The sequence below is a fragment of the Haloglomus salinum genome (assembly GCF_024298825.1).
Lineage (GTDB): Archaea > Halobacteriota > Halobacteria > Halobacteriales > Haloarculaceae > Haloglomus > Haloglomus salinum.
Map to the genome: position 1 here is coordinate 2,092,992 of NZ_CP101153.1, position 19,148 is coordinate 2,112,139.

A 19,148-nucleotide genomic window follows, 5' to 3' on the forward strand; every position below is an offset into this window, starting at 1 on the left:
AGTGTCCGAGATCTGGCGCCCGATACGGAACTACACAGCCACGGCTCCCTGTCGGTGGGACGCGACCGCAGAACGGGCCGAACGGCCCAGGTGGAGGATGGGACGGACGCCGGGGTGTGCTAGAGGAACCCGCGGTCCTCGTTGTAGTCGAAGTAGCGCTGTGCGATGACGTCGGCCGTGCGGAGCGCGAGCGCCTGGCCGGAGTTCGTCGGGTTCGGCCCGCCGACGCCGTTGGCGAGCGCGGAGTGGTCCGCGACGAACAGGCGCTGGACATCGTGGGCTTCGGCACCCTGGTCCAGCACCGGGCCGATGCGCATCGAGGACTGCATGTGGAGCAGCAGCGGCGGCCACTCCGACCGGTGGACGTGCTTGGCCCCGGCGTTGCGATGGATGTTGGCCGCGATGCGTGCCAGCTCGTCGCGCCGCTCGTCGTCCTCGCGCCCGGGTTCGTACCGGACCTTCGGCACTGGACCGTGCTCGTCGGAGAAGGCGTCGTCCAGGGAGACCCCGTTCTCCTTGCGTGGCCGGTCGTCGGTGAGGACGAGCAGCGCCTTCGTGTTCTTGTAGTTCGACATCTTCCGCTTGAGCTCCTTGCCGACGACGTAGCCTCGGGTGTCCCAGGGCTCGCCCTCCGCGACGTTGTTCTCGAAGGAGTAGCCGGCCTCCGTGAACAGGTAGTCGGCGAAGGAGACGAGTCCCGGGGACATGCCGATGTCCTCGAGGCCGCCGACGCCGGGCTTGTCGAACCGGACCGCGGAGTTCTGCCCCTTGTACGGGTCCATGTGGCCGGCGTCGGTGATGTCCGCGACGGTGTCGTCGTCGTAGGTGCCGACGACCCAGTCGAACCAGTGGGTGGTCAGCCCCTTGCCGACCCAGCCGTTCGTGTTCGGCAGGCCGGAGTTGAGCCAGAGCCGCGGTGACTCGATGCAGCCGGCGGCGAGGACGACCGTGTCGGCCTCGATGGTCTCGGTCGTCCCGGACCAGGTGTCGCGGATGTCGACGCCGGTCGCCTCCAGGTCGCCCGCGGGACCGCTGTCCGTATTGATGTTTGTGACGAACGTGTTGGGACGGATGGCGACGTTGCCCTTCTCTGGGTCCTCGTTGGTGTCCAGCGCGATGGGAACGTAGCCGATGTTGCTGGATTTGCGGGCCTTGTCACGAACCGGCGCGTTGACCGGCGTCGAGGAGCCCTGGAAGTGGTCGGCCGCCAGCGTGTCCCCGCGGAAGCCGTCCTCGTAGTCGAACGTGCCGGTGTAGTCCGAGTCGAGTTCCTCGCCGTTCGTGGTCTGGCGCCCGGGCACCTCGACGGAGTTGGCCTGGGGCCGCCAGCCCGTCTCCGTGACGTTCTTGGTCTCGATGAGTGGGTACTCGCCGGCCTTCTCCTCGCTGGCGCCGTGGATGAACACCTCCTCCTTGCCCGTCATCGGGGCCTGCTGGGTGGAGGTGTTCTCCTCGTTCTCCTGGTAGTACGGCACCATGTCCGCGTAGTCGATGTCGCCCCAGTGGGGCTGGTCGTCGAACGCGGTCGGGTAGCCGCGGGGGTGGTTGCCGAAGTAGTGAGTGGTGGTGCCGCCGACGGCCGCGACCTGCCAGATGAACGCGTTCTGATGCAGGTTCCGGAACCACGGCGCGCGGCTGTGGTCCGGTGGGCCGACGCGAAGGTAGCCCGCGGTCGGGTCGTTCGCACCGTTCTCGAGGTGGGTGTACTGCGAGTCGAGCAGTTTCCCGTCGAGGTCGTCCGGGTCGTTGCTGATGGTGCCCCCCTCGTCGGCGTGGGGAGTGGGCCACTTCGTGTTCCCGTGGAACGGGCCGGCCTCGATCATCAGCACGTCCAGGCCGTGCTTGTCCGCCAGCGCCCAGGCCGCGGCGGGACCGTCCGCGCCCGCGCCGATGATGATGACGTCGGGGTCCTCGTGGGGGTTGCTCATAGCAGGTCACCTCCGAGGCCCTCGGCGGCGTCACCGTCGGTCACGCCCTCGGTCAGACCGTCGGTCAGGCCACCCGTCGGGCTCTCCTCGTCGTCCGCGTCGTCCGCGGTCGTCCCCGCCGACGCCTCGTCCGGCGGGCCGTTGCCGGGCGTGTCGTCCGGCGGGCCGCCGGCCCTGCCGGCGAGTTCGTCGTCCGAGAGGACGTCGTCGCCGACCAGGTCGCCCTGGTAGTCCGAGGGGTCGTCGTCGAACCCGCCGTCGACCGCGTGGAACCAGTCGGTCGCGTAGCCGTCCGCCGGCCCTGGGTAGCCCGTCTGCTGGTGGCTCTGGGCCTCGCCGACCGGCCGCTCCAGCTCGCGCTCCTGGGGCAGGTCCGTCTTCGTGTCGCCGTAGGCGGACCACTCCGTGTAGTAGCCGAAGCCGTGGAGGCCGTTACAGGCCATGATGACGTACTTCAGGATGCCGACCGTGGGCAGCATCGGCGAGAGTATCGAGTCCAGCCGGTCGATGACGTTCCCGTCGACGATGTCCCAGAGGACGCGCAGGCGGTCCTCGCGGGAGAGCTTCGTGAACGTCCCACCCGCGGGGAACTGCGTGTTGGGGGAGGGCGGGTCCTCGTTGCGCTGGCGGAGCAGGAACTCCGCCGCCGCGATGTCGAAGACGACCGGGAAGACCTCCGCGTACGGGTAGTTCTGCTTGACGCGATGGACGGTCTCGGTGCCGGCCTCGACGAGCAGTTCCACGTCGGCCGGGCCGCTCGCGTCCGGTGCAGCCGGCGCGTTCGGGATGCTGATGTCGAGCGTGTCGAGCGCGCCGAAGTCCGTGAGCTCGGCGAGCTCGCCGAGGTCGACTACGTCGGTCAGCTCCGAGAGTACGCCCTCGTCCACGAGGTCCAGCACCGCGTCCAGGTCGGTACCCGAGCCGGTCGTGTCGAGGGTGGTCTCGAACAGGTCGAGCGGCATCCGGTCCTCCTCGTCGAGCAGTCCGGCAGCCCCGGAGACCGAGTCGGTGACGTCCGAGACCGAGCCGGTCGGGGACCCGCCCAGCAGCCCGTCGAGGCGCCCCGACAGCCCTGACGTGCCGCTACTCGGTGCCTCGAGTGTTCCGTTCTTGGCGGGCGTCTGGAGCGTCTCCAGGCGGATCTCCTGGAAGTGGTTGAAGTCGTAGACGATGAACTTCTCCAGTTCGACGTCCAGTCCGCCGGCGACGTGTTCCTCCCCGAGCTCGTCGGCCAGCTCCGGCGTCCGTGGGACGATGGCGTCCACGATAGAGCGGTAGGTATCCAGCGTGTGTGGGTCCGTGGGAATCTCCTGCTGGAGGATCTCCCCGACGTCCTCGAGCTTCGTGTTGGACATCGAGAGGGCCGCGAACCCTCCCATCCCCTTCATCATGCCGCGGCGCGTCGTTGACGGTGTGTTTTTCTCGTTCATGTGGCCGGCTAGCTCCGTGCTCCTTGCTGGGGAACACTATGGATAGGGCTGCTGCAGGAAATACGCGTTCATTTAAGTAGCAATCTGAATGGGCGGTATCTCCCGTATTCGGTCGAAAAAGCCACTGAGGTTGGGTTTATTGAATGAGCCTCGCTGCAAAGGTGTCCGGTGATGCCGGACAGATTGAAGTGGGTGGGGGGTGATGAGGTGGGTATGGACGCCGGCGACGACTACCCAGTGGGCGCGGTCAAGGTGACCCACGACGTCATCGAACTGCTGGCCGAACGGGGCCCGACCGGGGTGACCGCCGTCGCGGAGGCGCTGGATATCCCGAAGAGCACCGCGTACGACCACCTCCGGACGCTGGCAGCGGTCGGTTACGCGGTCAACGAGGACGGGTCCTACCGTGCCAGCACCCGACTGTTCCACGCGGGTCGGCGGGCGCGTGACGACCACGAACTGTACGCTCACGGCCGGGACGAGGCACTCTCGCTCGACCGGAACACCGCGGAGGGGCGCCACGTCCAGCTCGTCGTGGTGGAACACGGGCGCGGGGCTATCCTGTTCGCCACGCGGTGGCAGCGCGAGCGCCGCTCGGCCCAGCCCGCCCGCGCCTACCCCATGCAGGTTCGGCTCCACTCCAATGCCCCTGGCAAGGCGATTCTGGCCGAGCTGCCCGACAAGCGGGTCGACGAGGTCCTCGCGGAGGGGCTTCCACCCGTCACCGACCGGACCGTGACCGACGAGCGTGACCTCCGTACGGAACTGGAGGCAGTCCGGAGCCAGGGGTACGCGACCGACGACGAGGAGCTCATCCGTGGAATGCGTGGGATCGCGGCCCCCATCGTGACCGAGCGGGGCGTCCGCGGCGCCGTGGCCGTCTACGGCTCCGGCGACCGGATGCCCGCTGACCCGGCCACGGAGCTGGCCGAACCCGTGCGGGGGGCCGCTCGGACCATCGAGGCGAACATCATCTTCGGTGGGGACTGACACCGGTTGTATCTCAGCCGACTGTCCGGTGATGCCGGACAGAACTGCACTGGTGCTCTGGTGCTCCGGTGCTCCCGGGCAAAATCGTCTGCCGATGTGGCCGTGCGGGCGCGCACGAATTTGGGAAAACCGTCTTTACCTCGTGGACGGAACCGGTATCGCATGAACTTCGCCAACTGCGTCGACCGCGCGGCCCGGAACGCCCCCGACGGGCGGGCGGTGGCGGACCCGGGCGCGTCCCTGACGTTCCGTGACCTGTCGCGTGCGAGCGACCGCGTCGCGAGTGCGCTCGACTCGCTCGGCATCGAGCCCGGCGACCGGGTGGCCGTCGCGGCGCCGAACGGGGTCGCCTTCGTCGCCACCCACCTCGGTATTCTCAAGCGGGGCGCGCTGTCGGTCCCGCTCAACCAGCGCTTCGACGAGCGACAGGCCGAGTACGTCCTGTCGGATGCTGACGCCGAACTCGTCGTGACCGCCGGCGACGACGCGACCGTCGGCGGCACCCGCCCGGTCTACACCTACGCCGACCTCCGCGACCGCGGGGAGCCGACCCACGAGACGGTCCCCCGGAAGGCCGACGACGAGGCCGAACTGCTCTACACCAGCGGCACCACGGGCGCCCCGAAGGGTGTGTTCCACACCCACGGAAACCTCGCCGCCAACGCCCGGGCGCTCGCCCACTACAAGAAGTGGAGCCGCGAGGACGTGGCGCTGACCGCCTGCCCATGCTTCCACGTCACCGGGCTCAACATCACGACGACGCCGTTCCTCGAACTGGAAGCGACCAACCACCTCCTCCCGGAGTGGGACCCCGAGACCGCGCTGACCGCCATCGAGCAGTACGAGGTGACCTACACCTTCCTCATCCCGACGATGGTGCTGGACCTGCTGGAGGCCGACACCGACGCGTACGACCTGTCGAGCCTGGAGACGGTCGGCGTCGGCGGGTCGCCGATGCCCGCAGAGCGTATCGACGAGGTCGAGGACGCGCTGGGCTGTGCACTGTTGCAGGGGTACGGGCTCACGGAGACCACGCCGCTGGCGGCGTTCACTCGCCCCGAGGAGGCCGGCCGGAAACCGGGGAGCGTCGGCCAGCCCGCCAGTGAGGTCGTCGACCTCCGCATCGAGGACCCCGATACGGGCGAGCCCGTCGAGCAGGGCGAGCGCGGCGAACTGCTGTGGGCCGGCGACACGGTGACGCCTCGCTACACCCGCGACCAGCTCACCGCCGACCGGTTCGTCCGGCGCCCCGCCGACGTGACGGCCACGAGCGACGACACCGGCCCCGACACGGCCACGGTCGGCGACGGCGGCACCGGGAGCCACCGGCGCTGGCTCCGCTCGGGCGACATCGGCTGGGTCGACGACGACGGCTTCCTCCACGTGGTCGACCGGCTCGCGGACATGTTCACGACCGGCTGTGGCGACGTCCACCCTCGCGAGATCGAGTCGGTCATCTACGGGCTTGACGCCGTCGAGTCGGTCGCGGTCGTCGACAGCCGGGACGACGTCCGTGGCACGACGGTCACGGCGGTCGTCCGAACGCGTGAGGGGGCCGACCTCGACGGCGCGACGGTCGTCCGGGCCTGCGAGCGCGAACTCGCCGACCACGAGGTGCCCGACCGCGTCGAGTTCGTGGACGACCTCCCCACGACCGCGACCGGGAAGGTCGACCGGCGGCGGCTTCGTGACCTTGTCAGATAACCCCAGCTTTACTTGCCGACAACCGTTGCGTGTTGCGGTTTTCCCTCCTGGTTACGCCCGGAGATAATCAGTATCTATCCGGGCAGGTCCGGCTTAATGGCCTCGTTAAATCCGGCACGGTGGTAATTTTTAAGACCTCTAATTGGGTAACAGTAGCATAATGCTATTCGACCAGGTGGGGTGCGGACTGGGGTCCAGCGCGGCCGACGACGCCCGGGGTGGGAGTCGGGGACAGTCCGAGGTTATCGGCGCCATCCTGACCGTCGCAATCGTCGTCATACTCGGCGCGCTGGTTGGACAGTACGTGTTCGGACTCGATATCATCCAGGCCGGCGAGCAGAACGTCGGCCCGCAGATCAGTTTCGACACGACGGTGGAGAGCAATGACGACCTCACGATCGAGCACCAGAGCGGAAGCAGTGCTGAAACGAGTGAGCTGACCATCTCTTCCGACTCGGGGACGATTCTCGATAGTCAGCAACTCAAGAACAAGGTAGACGAGGAATGGACTGCCAGCGAGTCGATAACAATCTCCAACACGAACCCGAACCTGAAGCCGGGCGAGACCGTCCGCATCATCTGGGAATCCTCGACTACCGGCGACAGCACTGTCATCCTCAAGTACGAGTACACGCCCTGAGACCCAGATAGTCTACTCCCTGACCGCGTCCAGCCGCTCGCGCAGGTCCCCCAACTCGACCGGCCCCCACGTCTCGAGGTCGTAGCTCACGTCCAGCAGCCGTCCGACCAGCACCTCGTCCTCGTCCGCGACCGCCCGGGCCACCTCGCCGCGGAACCGCTCCTCGACGGCCCGTCCCAGCCGCTCGCGGTCGACCGCCCGCGACTCGATATCGAGGATGTGTGGCAGGTCGGCGGCGCCCTCCGGGAGCGTCGGGAAGGCCGACGGTCCCGGGACGAGGAGGGGCTCGGCGTCGGGCGTGTCACCCTCGTCGTCGCGCGGGTACTCGACCAGCGCGTACGCCCGGACGACCTGGTCGATGCGCTCCTCGGGCGGCGGTTCGACACCCCGGCGGAAGGCGAGTTCCTGCAGCGCCTCGGTCAGCTCCGTCCGCGTGAGTCCGCCGAACAGGTCGGCGACGCCTGCGGCCTCGTCCAGCGAGAGGTCGAGGCGCTCGTCCGCAGCGTCGCCCGAGCCGTCAGCCCCGTCTCCCTCGCCGTCGTCGCCGCTCATACGTGTTCCTCCGCGGCGGCATCGAGGTCGGCACGGACGGCCTCGGCGACCTCCGCCGTGGTCACCGGCGCCTCGTTCCACGGCGGGAGCCGGGTGTCCTCGCCGGGTGGCGCGATGCTGTCGGCGTACGATTCGACCTGCTCGCGCTCGCCGGCACGGTCGTACTCGAGCCCGTTGAACGCGGCGTCGGTGGCGTACGCGTCGACGAATCCGTCGGCCGCGTCGCGGTAGCGGGCCGGGAGCGTCTCGTAGTCGGGGGTCACCCCGCCGTCCTCGACGGCCCGCAGCAGCGCCGCCCCGACCTCGTCGGCCATCGTCGACAGCCCGGCCGGGCCCGACACCGCGCGGTGGTCGTGTTCGTGCAGGCCGAGGTCGACCTGGGCGCTGCCGTCGAGCCCTGCGGCGTGGAAGGCGTCGCCGAGCGTGCCCACCTCGAGGCCCCAGCCGCGCTGGACGTGCAGCGAGCGGATGACATCGCTCGTCGCGGCGAACTCCCCGGCCAGCGCGTACCGGAACGCGCCGAGGTAGTCGAGAACCGCGGCGTCGTGGCTATCGTTCAGTGCTCGGACGAGCGGCGCGTAGAACAACCGGAACAGCCGGCCGTACAGCCGCCGGTTCTCGACGCGGGCGTAGTACCCCTTCGAGAACTGGAACCCGTGGGCCAGCGGGAACAGGAGCCGCGGGACGTGCGCCCTGCTGTAGGTGGAGGCGTCGGCGTCGTGGACGGCCACGTAGTCGGATTCGGCGGCCCGGCCCAGCGCCAGCCACACGTCCCGGCCCTTCCCGCGGCGGCCGTTCAGCCCCTCGCTGGCCAGCAACTCGCCGAGGCGGGGGCCGTCGCACCAGAGCGTCTCGACGGTGAGGTCGAACGAGTCCAGCCACGCACGGACGGCGGGGACGCGCTCGGCCTCCGCACGAAGGGCGATGACGACCCGCTCGGGCGCCACGTCCTCCAGCGCCGTCATGACGCGCTCGGCGGCGAGGCTGGCGTGTTCGCGCTCGGTCATCGGCACGACCACGGCGGCGTCGTCGACGGGCGCGTCGGGGACGGGGTCCGTGAAATCGTGGAGCGTCGTCACCCGCTCCTGGACGTACTCCATGTACCGGGCTGTAGTGGCGGCGTGCGTATCAATCCCGCCACTCGATGTCGGCTTCAGGGGTGCGTGCACATCGTGCTGGCGCGTTCGTATGCTCGACCACGAACTCCGCTCGGGCGGGACTGAAAGGGGCCGCTGGCTCGACCCGTCCCGGACGACGCAAGCACTGGACCGGAGCGAGCGCAGCGAGCGGAGGGAAGCGCGCAGCGAGGCCCGGGCGGTCGAGCCAGCGGGGGCTTTCTACGTCCCCTGGGACTCGATAGTAGCCGACGGAATCCTGTTGAAAGCCCCCGGCCGCTCGGGGTCCCGCGGCTCGCTGCGCGCTTCCTGTTCCGGGCATGCGGTTCCCTCCCTGCGGTCGGTCACCGTTCCGGGCATGCAGTCCAGTGCTTACTTCGCCGGGGAACCGCCGAGCGGCCGGCCCCTTTCAGTCCCACCCGAGTCGGGTTCTCGCACAGTCGCTCTGCAGTCGAAACCGGGGTGTGTGCTACTCCTCCTCGGGCTGGAAGCCGATGCCGTCGGGCCACCCGGTCGGCGCAGCTGCGCTCGGCTCCGCGAACTCGCGCTTGAGGACCATCGGCGTCCGTTCGAGCGACAGGACGAGGTTGTCGTCCTGGTTGAACGCCCGGAGTTCGGTCGTGACGATGCCGGAGTGCTCGCGTGACTCCAGTTCCCGTTTCGAGAGCACCTCGCTCTCGGCGAAGATGGTGTCGCCGTGGTAGACGGGTGCGTGGTGGCGGACGTTGTCGTAGCCGAGGTTGGCCGTCGCGTTCGCGCTCACGTCGATGACGCTCATCCCGACGACGAGCGCGAACACGTACGTCCCGTCGACGAGGCGCTCGCCGAACTCAGTCTCCGCGGCGTAGGCCTCGTTGAAGTGCATCGGGTTGACGTTCATCGTCAGGTTCGTGAACCAGACGTTGTCCGTCTCGGTCACCGTCCGCCCGTAGGGGTGTTTGTAGACGTCGCCGACCGCGAAGTCCTCGTAGAAGCGGCCCTGCCAGCCCTCGACGAGACGGCGGTCGTGGTCGGCCTCGTCCTCGGTGTCGGTGTCGTCGGCCATACGCCGGCGTCTCACGGCCGTGACTAACCGGTTGTGGGCGCGCGATTACACAGGTGCCGGCCGCGTAGTCGAAATACTCGGGGGTATAGGTGATGGATATCCTCTTATGCCGAAAAATTGGCAAATATTCTCCGCACGTCGGGTACTCAGTCGATGTAGCCCAGCGCGTTCTCGATGCGGCCCAGTTCCGGGCCGGAGGTGTCCTGCCCGACGACGAAGCCGTTCTCGTTGGCGACCAGGCCGGAGCCGACGAGCGGCCCGCCGTAGTTGATGGTGCCGAGGTCGGCCGGCACGTCCAGCAGGTCCTCGAGGAAGTCCAGTTCCTCGTCGGTCGATTTCGGGTGGCAGAGGACGCCGCGGTTGGTGGCGACGGCCGCCGTACCAACCGTGCGGACGCCCGCGAGGTCGCCGCGCTCGACGGGCACGTCCAGCGTGTCCTCGACGGCCTGCACCGCCTTCCGCGAGAGGTCCGGATGGACGTAGGCGCCGTGGTCGTTACAGCAGACGACGTTGCCCGCGGCGTTCACCCGGCCGGGGAGTTCGCCGACGGGGAGGTCCGTGGCGTCCTCGATACGCTCGATCTCGCGCTCGTTGGCGCGGCTGCTGACGAGGATACCGTTGGCGTTGCCGGTGGCGAGCGCGCCGACGGTCGCCGAGCCGCCGACCGTCGTGGGGACGGCCGGCACCTCTAGTTCCTCGACGAACGACTCGCGGACCTCATCCTCGGCGTCGCGCCGAATCAACAGGCAGTCGTCGGTGGCGCGGCTGAAGACGCCGATGTACGACGAACCCCCGAATGCCGCCCGGAGCACGTTACGCGGTCTCTGCTTCGACGACGGCCTCGCCGTCCTCTTCGAAGCGTGCGGCGCGGACGCGGAGCTTGGACGGCGGCTTCTTGCGGCCGCGCGACCAGACCTCCTCGTTGATGGAGGGGTCGAGCCGGACGTCGTCCTCCTCGACCTTGAAGTGCTTCGCGAGGTGGCCGCGGATGATGCTCATCGCCTTGTCCGCGCGCTTGTGCTTGGCCGTGGCCTGCACGTCGCGCAGCGGCACCGTCACCACACGCTCCTCGAAATCACTCGCGCTCATTTACTCGTCCGTGTCGTTCCGCCGCCAGTTGCGGCGCTTGGGGTTGCGGGTGGTGTCGCGGTCCGTCTTCATGATGACCCACGCCGGGACCCGGCTGTTCTGCTTCTCGAGCTTGGCCAGCCGCTTCTTGGAGGCCTTCGACTTCTTACCCATGGTACGCCCACTTCCGACGCGGCGGTTAAATTCTTGTTCCTTTGGGCGCCCCACCCGGATAGCGATGTCCCGCCTGGATGGTGGCCGGTCCCACCCGGACGGCGACCGGTAGCCCGGTGCGTTCAGGCGACCTCTGTCCCCTCGACCTCGCCGGCGTCGTCCTCGTCGTCCCGCAGCCGGAACTTCTGGACCTTCCCGGACGGGTTCTTCGGCAGCTCGTCGACGAAGTAGTACGCTCGCGGGCGCTTGAAGTCCGCGAGGTCGTCGCTCTCGAGGCAGAACGCGTCCAGCGTCTCGGCATCGGTGTCGCCCACGACGTACGCGACGACGGCCTGTCCCCACTCCTCGTCGTCCTCGCCGACGACGGCCGCCTCGACAACCTCCTCGTGGCGGAACAGCACGTCCTCGACCTCCGCGGGGTAGACGTTCTCGCCACCCGAGACGATCATGTCGTCCTTGCGGTCGACCACGTAGAGGTAGCCGTCCTCGTCGCGGTAGCCCAGGTCGCCCGTGTAGTACCACTCGCGCCCCTCGTGCTCGCGGAGCGACTCGCGGGTCGCCTCCGGCCGGTTCCAGTACTCGCGCATCGTGCACGGCCCGGCGAACAGGATCTCGCCGATGGCACCCTGCTCGACGGTCGCGTCGGGATCGGCGTCCGGTTCGACGATGCGAACGCGGTGGTTGAGTGCGGGTAGCCCCGCCGACCCCTGCTTCGTCAGCTGTTCCTCGGGGCTCTGGAAGGAGCCACACGGCCCGATCTCGGTCATCCCGTACGCCTGCACGTAGTCCTCACAGAGGTGCTCCATGCAGGCGTCGAGCACCTCCTCGGGCATCGGTGCGGCCCCGTACAGCCCCAGTCGGAGCGAGGAGACGTCGTGGTCGGTCTCGGCCGCCGTGCGGGCGACCCCGTTCCACGCCGTCGGCGCCGCGAAGAACACCGACACCTCGTGCTCCTCGAAGGCATCGAGCACCTGCACCGGGTCGAACTCGTGGTGGATGACGCTGGTCGCGCCGCGCTGGACCCGCGGGAACAGGTTGGCGTGGAGTTCGGCGCAGTGGTACAGCGGGAGCGCCGACAGCCCCACGTCGTCGGTGGTCAGGTTCATCTCCGCGATGCAGAGCAGGTTGTGCTCCATCATGTCCCGGTGCTCGTGGACGACACCCTTCGGCCGGCCCGTCGTCCCCGACGTGTAGATGAACGCGTACGCGTCCGTCTCCTCGACCACGGTGTCCGGGCGCTCGGCGCTCGCACCGTCGAGCAGGTCGTAGAAGTCGTGGTCGTCCGCGGGCACGTCGTCGTCGACGTAGACGTACTCCTCGACGGTTTCGAGGTCGTCGCGGGCGCCGTCGACGGCGGTCTTCGTGTCCTCCTCGTACAGCAGGACCGTCGAGCCGGCGTCGTTGACGATGAACTCCACCTCGCCGGCCGGCAGCCGGTAGTTGAGCGGGTTGAACACGGCGCCCAGTTTCGCGCAGGCGTAGACGGCGAGGCAGATCTCCGAGCCGTTGAACAGCATCGTCGAGACCCGGTCGCCCTTCTCGACGCCGAGGTCGGCCAGCGCGTTCGCCAGCCGGTTGGCCTTCTCGTCGAACTCGGCGTAGGTCCAGTACTGGTCCTTCCGCGGGTAGACGATGGCGTCGCGTTCCGGGTGGAGCTCGGCACTTCGTTCGAGCGTGTCGGCTATCGTGGCGTGAGATGCCATATCTGTACAAGAGGTAGCCGTCACAAAACGGTATGGGGCGTCCCGGTTCCGTCGGGTGGATTCGACTGGCGACGTGCGCCCGGAGCGGTTGCTCTCGGCCGCGTGGCGTGTCAGCCCCGGTGTCAGTCCGCGAGGGCGCTGAACGTGGCGATGTCGCCCGACTCCTCCGACTGCGAGGCGTTCGAGAGGCGCACGGAAACCCCCTCGGGCCCCATCGTGACGACGACATCGTCGACGGCGCGGACGTACTCGCTGGCGTGCTTGCCGGAGCGTCGGATGCGGACGCGCTCCTCGACCAGCGATGCCTCCGTGAGGATGTCGAGTTTCCGGTAGGTCGTCGACGTCGGGAGGTCGCACGCCTCGGCGACCTCGCTCGCGGTCAGGGCGCTGTCGCCCGTCGCCTCGAGGATGGAACGGCAGTCCGGGTCCTCGAGCGCACCGAGAACCGTCTCGACAGCGTCGGCGTCCTCGAGGAGGGTTGCGTCGTTCTGGCGGCGGAGCGTCGGGGTGGCCATCTGGGAACCGTTCATACCAGTAGGTGAACGCGTATCGGGAGGAACCCGCACCCCCAGCAACGGGGTGGTTTATATACTCGGCGCGCAGAACCGGTCCGAGCCGCTCCCGGGGAGGCGGCGCGCGGGTCAGAGGACCTCCGAGAGGAGGTTCCGCTCGGCCGCCGCGAGGTGTTCGCTGAAGGTCGAGGGGTCGATGCCCATCGCCGTCGCGACCTCCCGGCCGTTCGCCTGCCGGGGGCGCTCGAAGTACCCCATCTCGTGGGCCGTCTCGAGCACCTCCAGTTGGCGGGCGGTGAGGCGACTCCGGTCGACGAGGACGCTGTCGGCCCGGTGGTCGTCGGTGGGGGCCCGGACGAACCGCTTGATGTCGACGCGGGAGAACCCCTCGCGGAGCGCGCCGATGGCGGTCTGGAGCGCGTCGTAGTCGCCGGCGTGGAAGACGAGGGTCAGTGTTGTCCCATCTGTGACGTACCGTGCGACCGGACACCCGAGCTGCCCGAGGCACTCACACGGACAGCTGCCCTCGTCACCGTGGCGGAACCGGTACCACCGCATCGAACCGTGGGTGAATACCGGCTCCATATCCGTCTCGGGCGCGTCCTCGCTCTCGACCGCGAACTCGGTAATGCAGCCGTCACAGGCTCCAGAACAGGCGGTTCGTGAGACCGAGTCGACGGTCGCGTCCGCCGCCGCCGCGACATCGGTCACCGGGCATCCGTCCGGTTCGGTGAACTCGACGGTGGCGCGGATGCCTCCGGTCATCTAGGTACGGGTATTCATGGCCCTCACACTTCAATGCAAAGGTGGCGCCGAACCGTGACTGTCTGGGGTGTCTGCTCGTCGTCGCTACGTCGTCTCGCCGTCGCGGTCGACCTCGATACGCCGACCGCTCAGTTCGTCCGGGTCGAGGCGGTAGAGCGCGATGTCGAGGTCCGGCTTCTCCTGCCCCCAGATCTCGAACAGCGGGCGCTTGGTCTCGCTGTACTGCTCGATGTGCTCGATGGTGAGGTCCTCGCGGGGAATCTCCCGGAGGCGCCCGGTGGCGACGACGCTCCGGTAGACGTCGCCGTCCTCCTCGTAGACGACCAGCCGCGACGAGGGCTCGGACGCGAGGAACCGGCCCTTCTCGCTCTCGGGCGTGGAGACGAGCCGGAGGTAGAACTGCCGCTCGTCGGCGTCGTAGCCGTAGGAGATGGGAATCGCGTACGGTTCGTCGTCGCGCGCGAGCGTGAGGACGCCGGTCTCGTGGCGGGCGAGGAGAGTGTCGGTCTCGTCGGGTGACATGGTGCTCTGTTCGTCCAGCGTCATTCGCTCCTACGTGTCCGGGGTACGGGGGCGGATAAATAAGTCTCGACGAGACGGGGCCGTCACTCGGTGAACGCCGCCGGGGACACGTCCGCGCTGCAGATGACACACCCGCGCTCGATGAGGGTCTCCCGCATCGGCCCGTTCACCTCCAGCCGCTCGCCACACTCCGGGCACCGGAAGATGAACTCCTGCTCCTCCTCGCAACTCATGCTACCTGGTACAAGGCGTGCCCATCATAAACCCGGTCCCATTGTTCTGAGTGTCTGAGAACCAGCCGCAGGTCGTGGGCACTCCCCGCTCCCCGGGGTCCCGCAGGACACTCAATCGTCGGCTGTGCCCGGTTCCGGGGCCACTGTCGGCTCCTCGACGCCCATCGACAGGCCCATCTCGATGTCGTAGCCGGCGTCCTCCGTGACGACGAAGCCGACGGCCCGGTAGAGGCTGACGGCCGGGCGGTTGCTGCGCTCGACCAGGAGCCAGACGTCGTGGACCCCGTGGGCGCGGCCGTGACTCAGCATCGCCTCCGTCAGGTTGGTCCCGATGCCGGCGCCCTGATACGCCCCGTCGAGGAAGATGGCGAACTCGTACGCGTCCTCGCCGTCGGGCACCAGCACCGCCTGTCCGACCAGTCGGTCGCCGTGCCACGCGAGGACGCAGTACCCGGCCAGCATGTGGTCCTGCCACTCGTCGATGCCCTCGGCGGTGACCGGCGGGATGCCCAGCGTCCGGTCGGACGGGTCGTAGTCGCGGTACAGCGCCACGAGTGCCGCCCGCTCGTCGGCCACCGGGCCATCGCCGTACGGCCGGATGTCTATCTGCCGGCCCTCGCCGTCCTCGATGGTCAGCGGCGGCTCCCGGACCCGGTAGCGCTCGCCGAGTGGCGGGAAGTGGCCTCGGTACACGCTCGGCTCCTCTCGGGGGAGTCTCGTAAACGTGCGGGACAGTGCCCCCGGCGCCCCCGCGGTTCGTCAGCGCCCCACGTCGCCGGCCCGCGCTCAGGTCCCCTCCAGCCGTGCCCGGACCTCACTCGCGGCGCGTTCGCCCGAGGCGACCGCGCCCTCCATGTAGCCGTACCCCTCGGTGGCGGTCTCCGTGCCGGCCCAGTGGAGCCGCCCGACCGGGTCGGCGCGGGCGTCGGCGTACCGCGAGAGGACGCCCGGCGGGAGCATCGCGGCGTAGCAGCCGTGGCTCCAGCGCCCGGCGTTCCAGACCTCGTCGGTGTAGCTGTTCGGCTCGCCCGCCCGGGGGCCGAAGAACGCCGCGAGCCGGTCCAGTACGACCTGTCGGCGCTCGGCTTCCGGTCGGTCGGCCCACTCGCGCGCCGCGTCGCCCAGTACGAACGCCACGAGCGCGCCCGTCTCCCCGTCGGGTGGCGAGTCGTCGAAGACGAGTCCGACGGTGTCGTCGTCAGCGACGACCTCGCCCGAGCGCTCGGGTCGCCAGAACGGGTCGTCGTACGTGGCGACGGCCTTGACGACGTGACCCATCGGCGCGCGCTGGCAGAAGCCGTCCCGCGTGACCGGGAGCGCGGGGTCGTAGTCGAGCCGTCCGGCTGCCGTCGGCGGCACCGCGACGACCGCGTAGTCGGCCTCGATGCGGGTGTCGGCCGTCCCGTCGTCGCCGGCGTCGGCGTGGACGGTCACGCCCGCGTCGTCGTGCTCGACGCGGCGGACGGGCGTCGCGGTGCGGACGTCGAGCGGTTCGGCCATCGCCACCGAGAGCTGCTGGGTCCCGCCGACGAGTCGGGTCTGCTGAGCCCCGTCCTCGACGGAGGCGAGCCGCTCGAACCCGCCGCCCGCGTGACAGTAGAACAGCAGGAACAGGAGGGAGAGCTCGTCGGGTTCGGCGGTGAAGATGGCCCGGACGGCAGCGTCGAACAGGCTCCGGGCGGCCTCGGTCCGGAACCGCTCGTCGCGCCAGGTCGCGACCGTCGTCGCGTCCCACTCGCGGGCGCGGTCGGCCGAGGCGGGGTCCTCGAGCGGCACCTGCCGGCACAGCTTCTCCAGCTTCCGGACGCCCAGCTCGAAGTCGACCGCCGCGAGCGGCGGCAACGACCGGAGCTCGTGGTCGAACTCCCGGACCTCGCCGGCGACCCGGAACTGGGTCGCCCCCGCGTCGTGCTGGGGGAACGTCTCGACGCCGAGCTCCGCGACGAGTGCGTGCATCCGGTGCTGGCCGGGCCCGATCCACTGCGCGCCCATGTCGAGCGCGTGGCCGTCGACCTCGCGGGTGAGCGTGCGACCGCCCACGCGGTCGCGGGCCTCCAGGACGGTCACGTCGGCACCCGCCTCGTCCAGTCGGCGAGCGGCCGTCACCCCCGCGAGGCCGGCCCCGACCACGACGGCGTCCGCGCTGTCGATGGTGGTCATGGCTCACCGGGTCGGGGGCCGATGGTTAGTACGTTCCGCCGTGTCCGACTCCAGTCGCTGCCGGACTGTAGAACGCGCCAAGCTGTGGAAGAATACACGCCATTGGCTGATATTAGTCGAATATATTTCGAAAAGGTGTAATAAAGTCAGAGAACTTTAATTTATTGAAATCTTTGGGGTCCTCCCCGTGGGCGTCGTCCGCACCAGCATCCTCGTCGATGGTCGGCATCGGGCCCCTCGTCGACAGCAGCCACGTCGAGTCGACAGCGACGGGACCGGTTCTCGACTCTCGAGAACCGTGCTAACGCTATATTCGGGCTCGTGACGTTCTCTCGAGCATGAACGTGACCGTCGACACGAACCGAGCGGTCGGACTGGGTATCGTCTTCGGGGCCGGTGTCGGCGCGACTGCCGGCACGCTCGGCGGGTCCGGGCCTGCAATGGGTGCCGCCTACGGCATCGCGGCGGGTATCCTCGTCGCGGCGCTCCTCGACCTGCTCGCGCGTCGGCTCGACAGTGATTCTCGGGCCGTCTTCGTCGCCGCGGGGCTCCTGGCCGGTGCAGTGGTCGGTGCCCCCCTCGGACTCGTCGTGACCTGGGCTGCGGATACCGGGCTCGCCGTCGGTCTGGCCGTGTGGACCGTCGGCGGCGCGGCACTCGGTCTCCTCGTCACGACCTCGCTCCTGACGGCTTCGGGACGCGAGGACGGGCCCGACGCCCACGGCCCCGACGACGATACATCCGGCCGACTCAGCGACGACTGAGGCTGCGTCGGTGTACACGACCGTGCGGTGCGGGCCGTGACGAACCGTGCGACAGCCGCGGTCTGCGAGCCGCTACACCCGTTCGAGGACCTCCTCTGCGAACCGCGTCAGCGCCCGCTCCGGGTCCGACTCGCCCGCCTCGCTCACGCCGACGAGGACGTGGTCGACGCCCATCGTTTCCAGTCGAGCGACGTAGTCCACGAACCACTCGCTGCCCGCGCGGAAGCCCTGGTGGACGGGTTCGGGGTCGGCAGTGGGGTCGTCGGCCAGTTCCGCCTGCATCGCCATCGCGAACGGCTTCTCGCCCGCGGCCGCGTGCCAGTCGTCGAGGTACGATTCCAGCGTATCCTCCGGCAGGTGGTAGAACAGCCAGCCGTCGCCGTTCGCGCCGAGCCACTCGACGGTCTGGCGGCAGTGGCCGGTCGGGAGCAGCGGCAGGGTATCGGTCGTCGGCTTCGGGACGAGGTCGAGCGTGCCGTCCAGTTCACCCCACCAGCCCTCGCGTTCGGGGAACTCGCCGCGCCAGAGCGCCCGCATCGTCGCCACGGACTCGCGGAAGCGCGCGCCGCGGTCCTCGGGGTCGACGTCGAACGCGTCGTACTCGGGGTCGCGGTCGCCGGTGGCGACGCCCAGCACCAGGCGGCCGTCCGAGAGCCGGTCGACGGACGCCGCGGCCTTCGCGACGTGGGCCGGGTGGCGGATGGGCAGGACGACGCTCGCGGTCCCGAGCGCCACGTCGTCGGTGTGGGCGGCGACGTGGCTCAGCCACGGGAAGGTGTCGTAGGTCTGGCCGGTGTCGCGGAAGCGCGGCCAGCGGAAGGGCACGTCGCGGGCCCACAGCGCGTCGAAGCCGACGGCCTCGGCGTGTGTCGCCAGCTCCAGCTCGCGCTCGACCGGCGGGCGTGACTGCCGGCTGTCGGTGAGTGGGAAGCCCGTCCCGACGGTGAGGCCGTCGCCGCCGAACAGTCGCTCGAAGCCGGCGTTGTCGTGGTCGTCCTCGGGACCTGTCACGCGCGGCGGTCGGGGCGCTTCGGGTATGGGCCCTCCGGTCGTCTCGGTCGACACCGTGTGGGTTGCTGGCGGGGGACACGGCTTTGGTCCGGCGGCCCATCAGCTGATGCATGGTCGACAGCCGCACCTACGCGTTCGAGGGAACCGAGCCCGACATCCACGAGGACGCCCACGTGAGCCGTGAGGCGACGCTGGTCGGTGACGTGACCGTCGATGCCGACGCGAGCGTGTGGCCGGGCGTCGTCCTCCGTGGCGACGTGGCCCCCGTCCGCGTCGGCCGGGCCGCCCACATCGGGGACAACGCCATCCTCCACGGCTCGGAGGTCAGCCGCGGCGTGATGGTCGGGCACGGCGCCGTCCTCAACGACACGTTCGTCGCGGCGGGCGCGATGGTCGGGTTCAACTCCACCGTCACCGACTCCACCATCGGCACGCGGAGCATCGTCGCCTCCGGCACCGTCGTCCCGGCGGACTACGAGGTGCCGCCGGAGTCGTTCGTCCGGGGGATGCCCGCCTCGGTCACGCCGCTCGAGGAGACGAGTATCGACCCCGACGAGGTATTCGAGGAGTACCACTCGGGGGCGTACACCGACCTCGCGGAGCGCCACGAGGAACTGTTCGAGCGTGGGTAGTCGCCCGCCGTGGCACGGGCCGCCGCAGGAATCTCGGGTCGCCGTTCAGCGGTGGTCGGGGACCAGCGGTGCGCCGAACGTCCGCTCCGGGAGCGACCGCTTGGCACCGCCGTCGGTCGCACGGCCGGTGTACTGACACGATTCGGTCGTGACTGTCGGCATCTCCGGGACGAGTGGGGCAGGGGCCATCTGTTCCATCG

22 protein-coding genes are annotated in these 19,148 nt (G+C 69.3%); 5 read left to right on the top strand and 17 right to left on the bottom strand.

Annotated elements, in window-relative coordinates:
* Positions 1-119: 119 nt before the first annotated feature.
* Positions 120-1,928, bottom strand: a complete 1,809-nt coding sequence (locus NL115_RS10060) for a GMC family oxidoreductase N-terminal domain-containing protein (RefSeq protein WP_254833049.1) — start codon at positions 1,926-1,928, stop codon at positions 120-122.
* Entirely contained in the window at positions 1,925-3,358 is a 1,434-nt protein-coding gene (locus tag NL115_RS10065) for a hypothetical protein (RefSeq protein ID WP_254833050.1), read from the bottom strand. The genes NL115_RS10060 and NL115_RS10065 overlap by 4 nt, the downstream gene beginning before the upstream one ends.
* Before the next feature lie 213 nt (positions 3,359-3,571).
* On the opposite strand from NL115_RS10065, the gene NL115_RS10070 reads away from it, so the two are divergent.
* From NL115_RS10070 to NL115_RS10080, 3 genes are all read left to right on the top strand, one after another.
* Positions 3,572-4,348, top strand: a complete 777-nt coding sequence (locus NL115_RS10070) for an IclR family transcriptional regulator (RefSeq protein WP_254829235.1) — start codon at positions 3,572-3,574, stop codon at positions 4,346-4,348.
* A gap of 162 nt (positions 4,349-4,510) precedes the next feature.
* Positions 4,511-6,052 (top strand): class I adenylate-forming enzyme family protein, encoded by a 1,542-nt coding sequence (locus tag NL115_RS10075; RefSeq protein WP_254829236.1) that lies wholly within the window; start codon positions 4,511-4,513, stop codon positions 6,050-6,052.
* A 160-nt stretch (positions 6,053-6,212) separates the two neighbouring features.
* Positions 6,213-6,692, top strand: coding sequence for an archaellin/type IV pilin N-terminal domain-containing protein (locus tag NL115_RS10080; protein ID WP_254829237.1), 480 nt, complete (start codon positions 6,213-6,215; stop codon positions 6,690-6,692).
* Between the two features lie 12 nt (positions 6,693-6,704).
* On the opposite strand, the gene NL115_RS10085 is transcribed toward NL115_RS10080, so the two are convergent.
* From NL115_RS10085 to NL115_RS10145, 13 genes are all read right to left on the bottom strand, one after another.
* Positions 6,705-7,244: a DUF7109 family protein gene (locus NL115_RS10085; RefSeq protein ID WP_254829238.1), complete on the bottom strand. Its 540-nt coding sequence runs from the start codon at positions 7,242-7,244 to the stop codon at positions 6,705-6,707.
* A complete protein-coding gene (locus NL115_RS10090; protein WP_254829239.1) occupies positions 7,241-8,344 on the bottom strand; it encodes a glycosyltransferase family protein in 1,104 nt (367 codons plus the stop codon). The genes NL115_RS10085 and NL115_RS10090 overlap by 4 nt, the downstream gene beginning before the upstream one ends.
* Positions 8,345-8,828: 484 nt before the next feature.
* Positions 8,829-9,404 (bottom strand): MaoC family dehydratase, encoded by a 576-nt coding sequence (locus tag NL115_RS10095; protein ID WP_254829240.1) that lies wholly within the window; start codon positions 9,402-9,404, stop codon positions 8,829-8,831.
* A gap of 146 nt (positions 9,405-9,550) precedes the next feature.
* Positions 9,551-10,216: a translation initiation factor IF-6 gene (locus tag NL115_RS10100; RefSeq protein WP_254829241.1), complete on the bottom strand. Its 666-nt coding sequence runs from the start codon at positions 10,214-10,216 to the stop codon at positions 9,551-9,553.
* Position 10,217: 1 nt separating this feature from the next.
* Positions 10,218-10,493, bottom strand: a complete 276-nt coding sequence (locus NL115_RS10105; RefSeq protein WP_254829242.1) for a 50S ribosomal protein L31e — start codon at positions 10,491-10,493, stop codon at positions 10,218-10,220.
* Positions 10,494-10,646: a 50S ribosomal protein L39e gene (locus tag NL115_RS10110; protein WP_254824541.1), complete on the bottom strand. Its 153-nt coding sequence runs from the start codon at positions 10,644-10,646 to the stop codon at positions 10,494-10,496.
* Positions 10,647-10,768: 122 nt separating this feature from the next.
* Entirely contained in the window at positions 10,769-12,349 is a 1,581-nt protein-coding gene (locus NL115_RS10115) for a long-chain-fatty-acid--CoA ligase (protein ID WP_254829243.1), read from the bottom strand.
* Between the two features lie 122 nt (positions 12,350-12,471).
* Positions 12,472-12,879 (bottom strand): winged helix-turn-helix domain-containing protein, encoded by a 408-nt coding sequence (locus NL115_RS10120; RefSeq protein WP_254829244.1) that lies wholly within the window; start codon positions 12,877-12,879, stop codon positions 12,472-12,474.
* Between the two features lie 111 nt (positions 12,880-12,990).
* Complete coding sequence (locus NL115_RS10125; protein ID WP_254829245.1) at positions 12,991-13,626, bottom strand: helix-turn-helix domain-containing protein; 636 nt, start codon at positions 13,624-13,626, stop codon at positions 12,991-12,993.
* Between the two features lie 84 nt (positions 13,627-13,710).
* Positions 13,711-14,172 carry a pyridoxamine 5'-phosphate oxidase family protein gene (locus NL115_RS10130; RefSeq protein WP_254829246.1) on the bottom strand — a complete coding sequence of 154 codons (462 nt, stop codon included), beginning with the start codon at positions 14,170-14,172 and terminating at the stop codon, positions 13,711-13,713.
* 59 nt (positions 14,173-14,231) lie between these two features.
* Positions 14,232-14,381, bottom strand: coding sequence for a DUF7560 family zinc ribbon protein (locus tag NL115_RS10135; RefSeq protein ID WP_254829247.1), 150 nt, complete (start codon positions 14,379-14,381; stop codon positions 14,232-14,234).
* 111 nt (positions 14,382-14,492) lie between these two features.
* Positions 14,493-15,074: a GNAT family N-acetyltransferase gene (locus tag NL115_RS10140; RefSeq protein ID WP_254829248.1), complete on the bottom strand. Its 582-nt coding sequence runs from the start codon at positions 15,072-15,074 to the stop codon at positions 14,493-14,495.
* 93 nt (positions 15,075-15,167) lie between these two features.
* The gene (locus NL115_RS10145; RefSeq protein WP_254829249.1) at positions 15,168-16,541 is read right to left on the bottom strand and encodes a flavin monoamine oxidase family protein; all 1,374 of its coding nucleotides are present in this window, start codon (positions 16,539-16,541) and stop codon (positions 15,168-15,170) included.
* Between the two features lie 338 nt (positions 16,542-16,879).
* Between NL115_RS10145 and NL115_RS10150 the strand changes: the two genes are divergently transcribed.
* Positions 16,880-17,305: a hypothetical protein gene (locus NL115_RS10150; protein WP_254829250.1), complete on the top strand. Its 426-nt coding sequence runs from the start codon at positions 16,880-16,882 to the stop codon at positions 17,303-17,305.
* A gap of 72 nt (positions 17,306-17,377) precedes the next feature.
* Here the strand turns inward: NL115_RS10150 and NL115_RS10155 are convergent, their stop codons facing one another.
* Positions 17,378-18,316: a TIGR03571 family LLM class oxidoreductase gene (locus NL115_RS10155; RefSeq protein WP_254829251.1), complete on the bottom strand. Its 939-nt coding sequence runs from the start codon at positions 18,314-18,316 to the stop codon at positions 17,378-17,380.
* A gap of 110 nt (positions 18,317-18,426) precedes the next feature.
* Here NL115_RS10155 and NL115_RS10160 point away from each other — a divergent pair, with 110 nt between their 5' ends.
* Entirely contained in the window at positions 18,427-18,948 is a 522-nt protein-coding gene (locus NL115_RS10160; protein ID WP_254829252.1) for a gamma carbonic anhydrase family protein, read from the top strand.
* 45 nt (positions 18,949-18,993) lie between these two features.
* Here the strand turns inward: NL115_RS10160 and NL115_RS10165 are convergent, their stop codons facing one another.
* A complete protein-coding gene (locus tag NL115_RS10165; RefSeq protein ID WP_254829253.1) occupies positions 18,994-19,146 on the bottom strand; it encodes a hypothetical protein in 153 nt (50 codons plus the stop codon).
* Between the last annotated feature and the right edge of the window lie 2 nt (positions 19,147-19,148).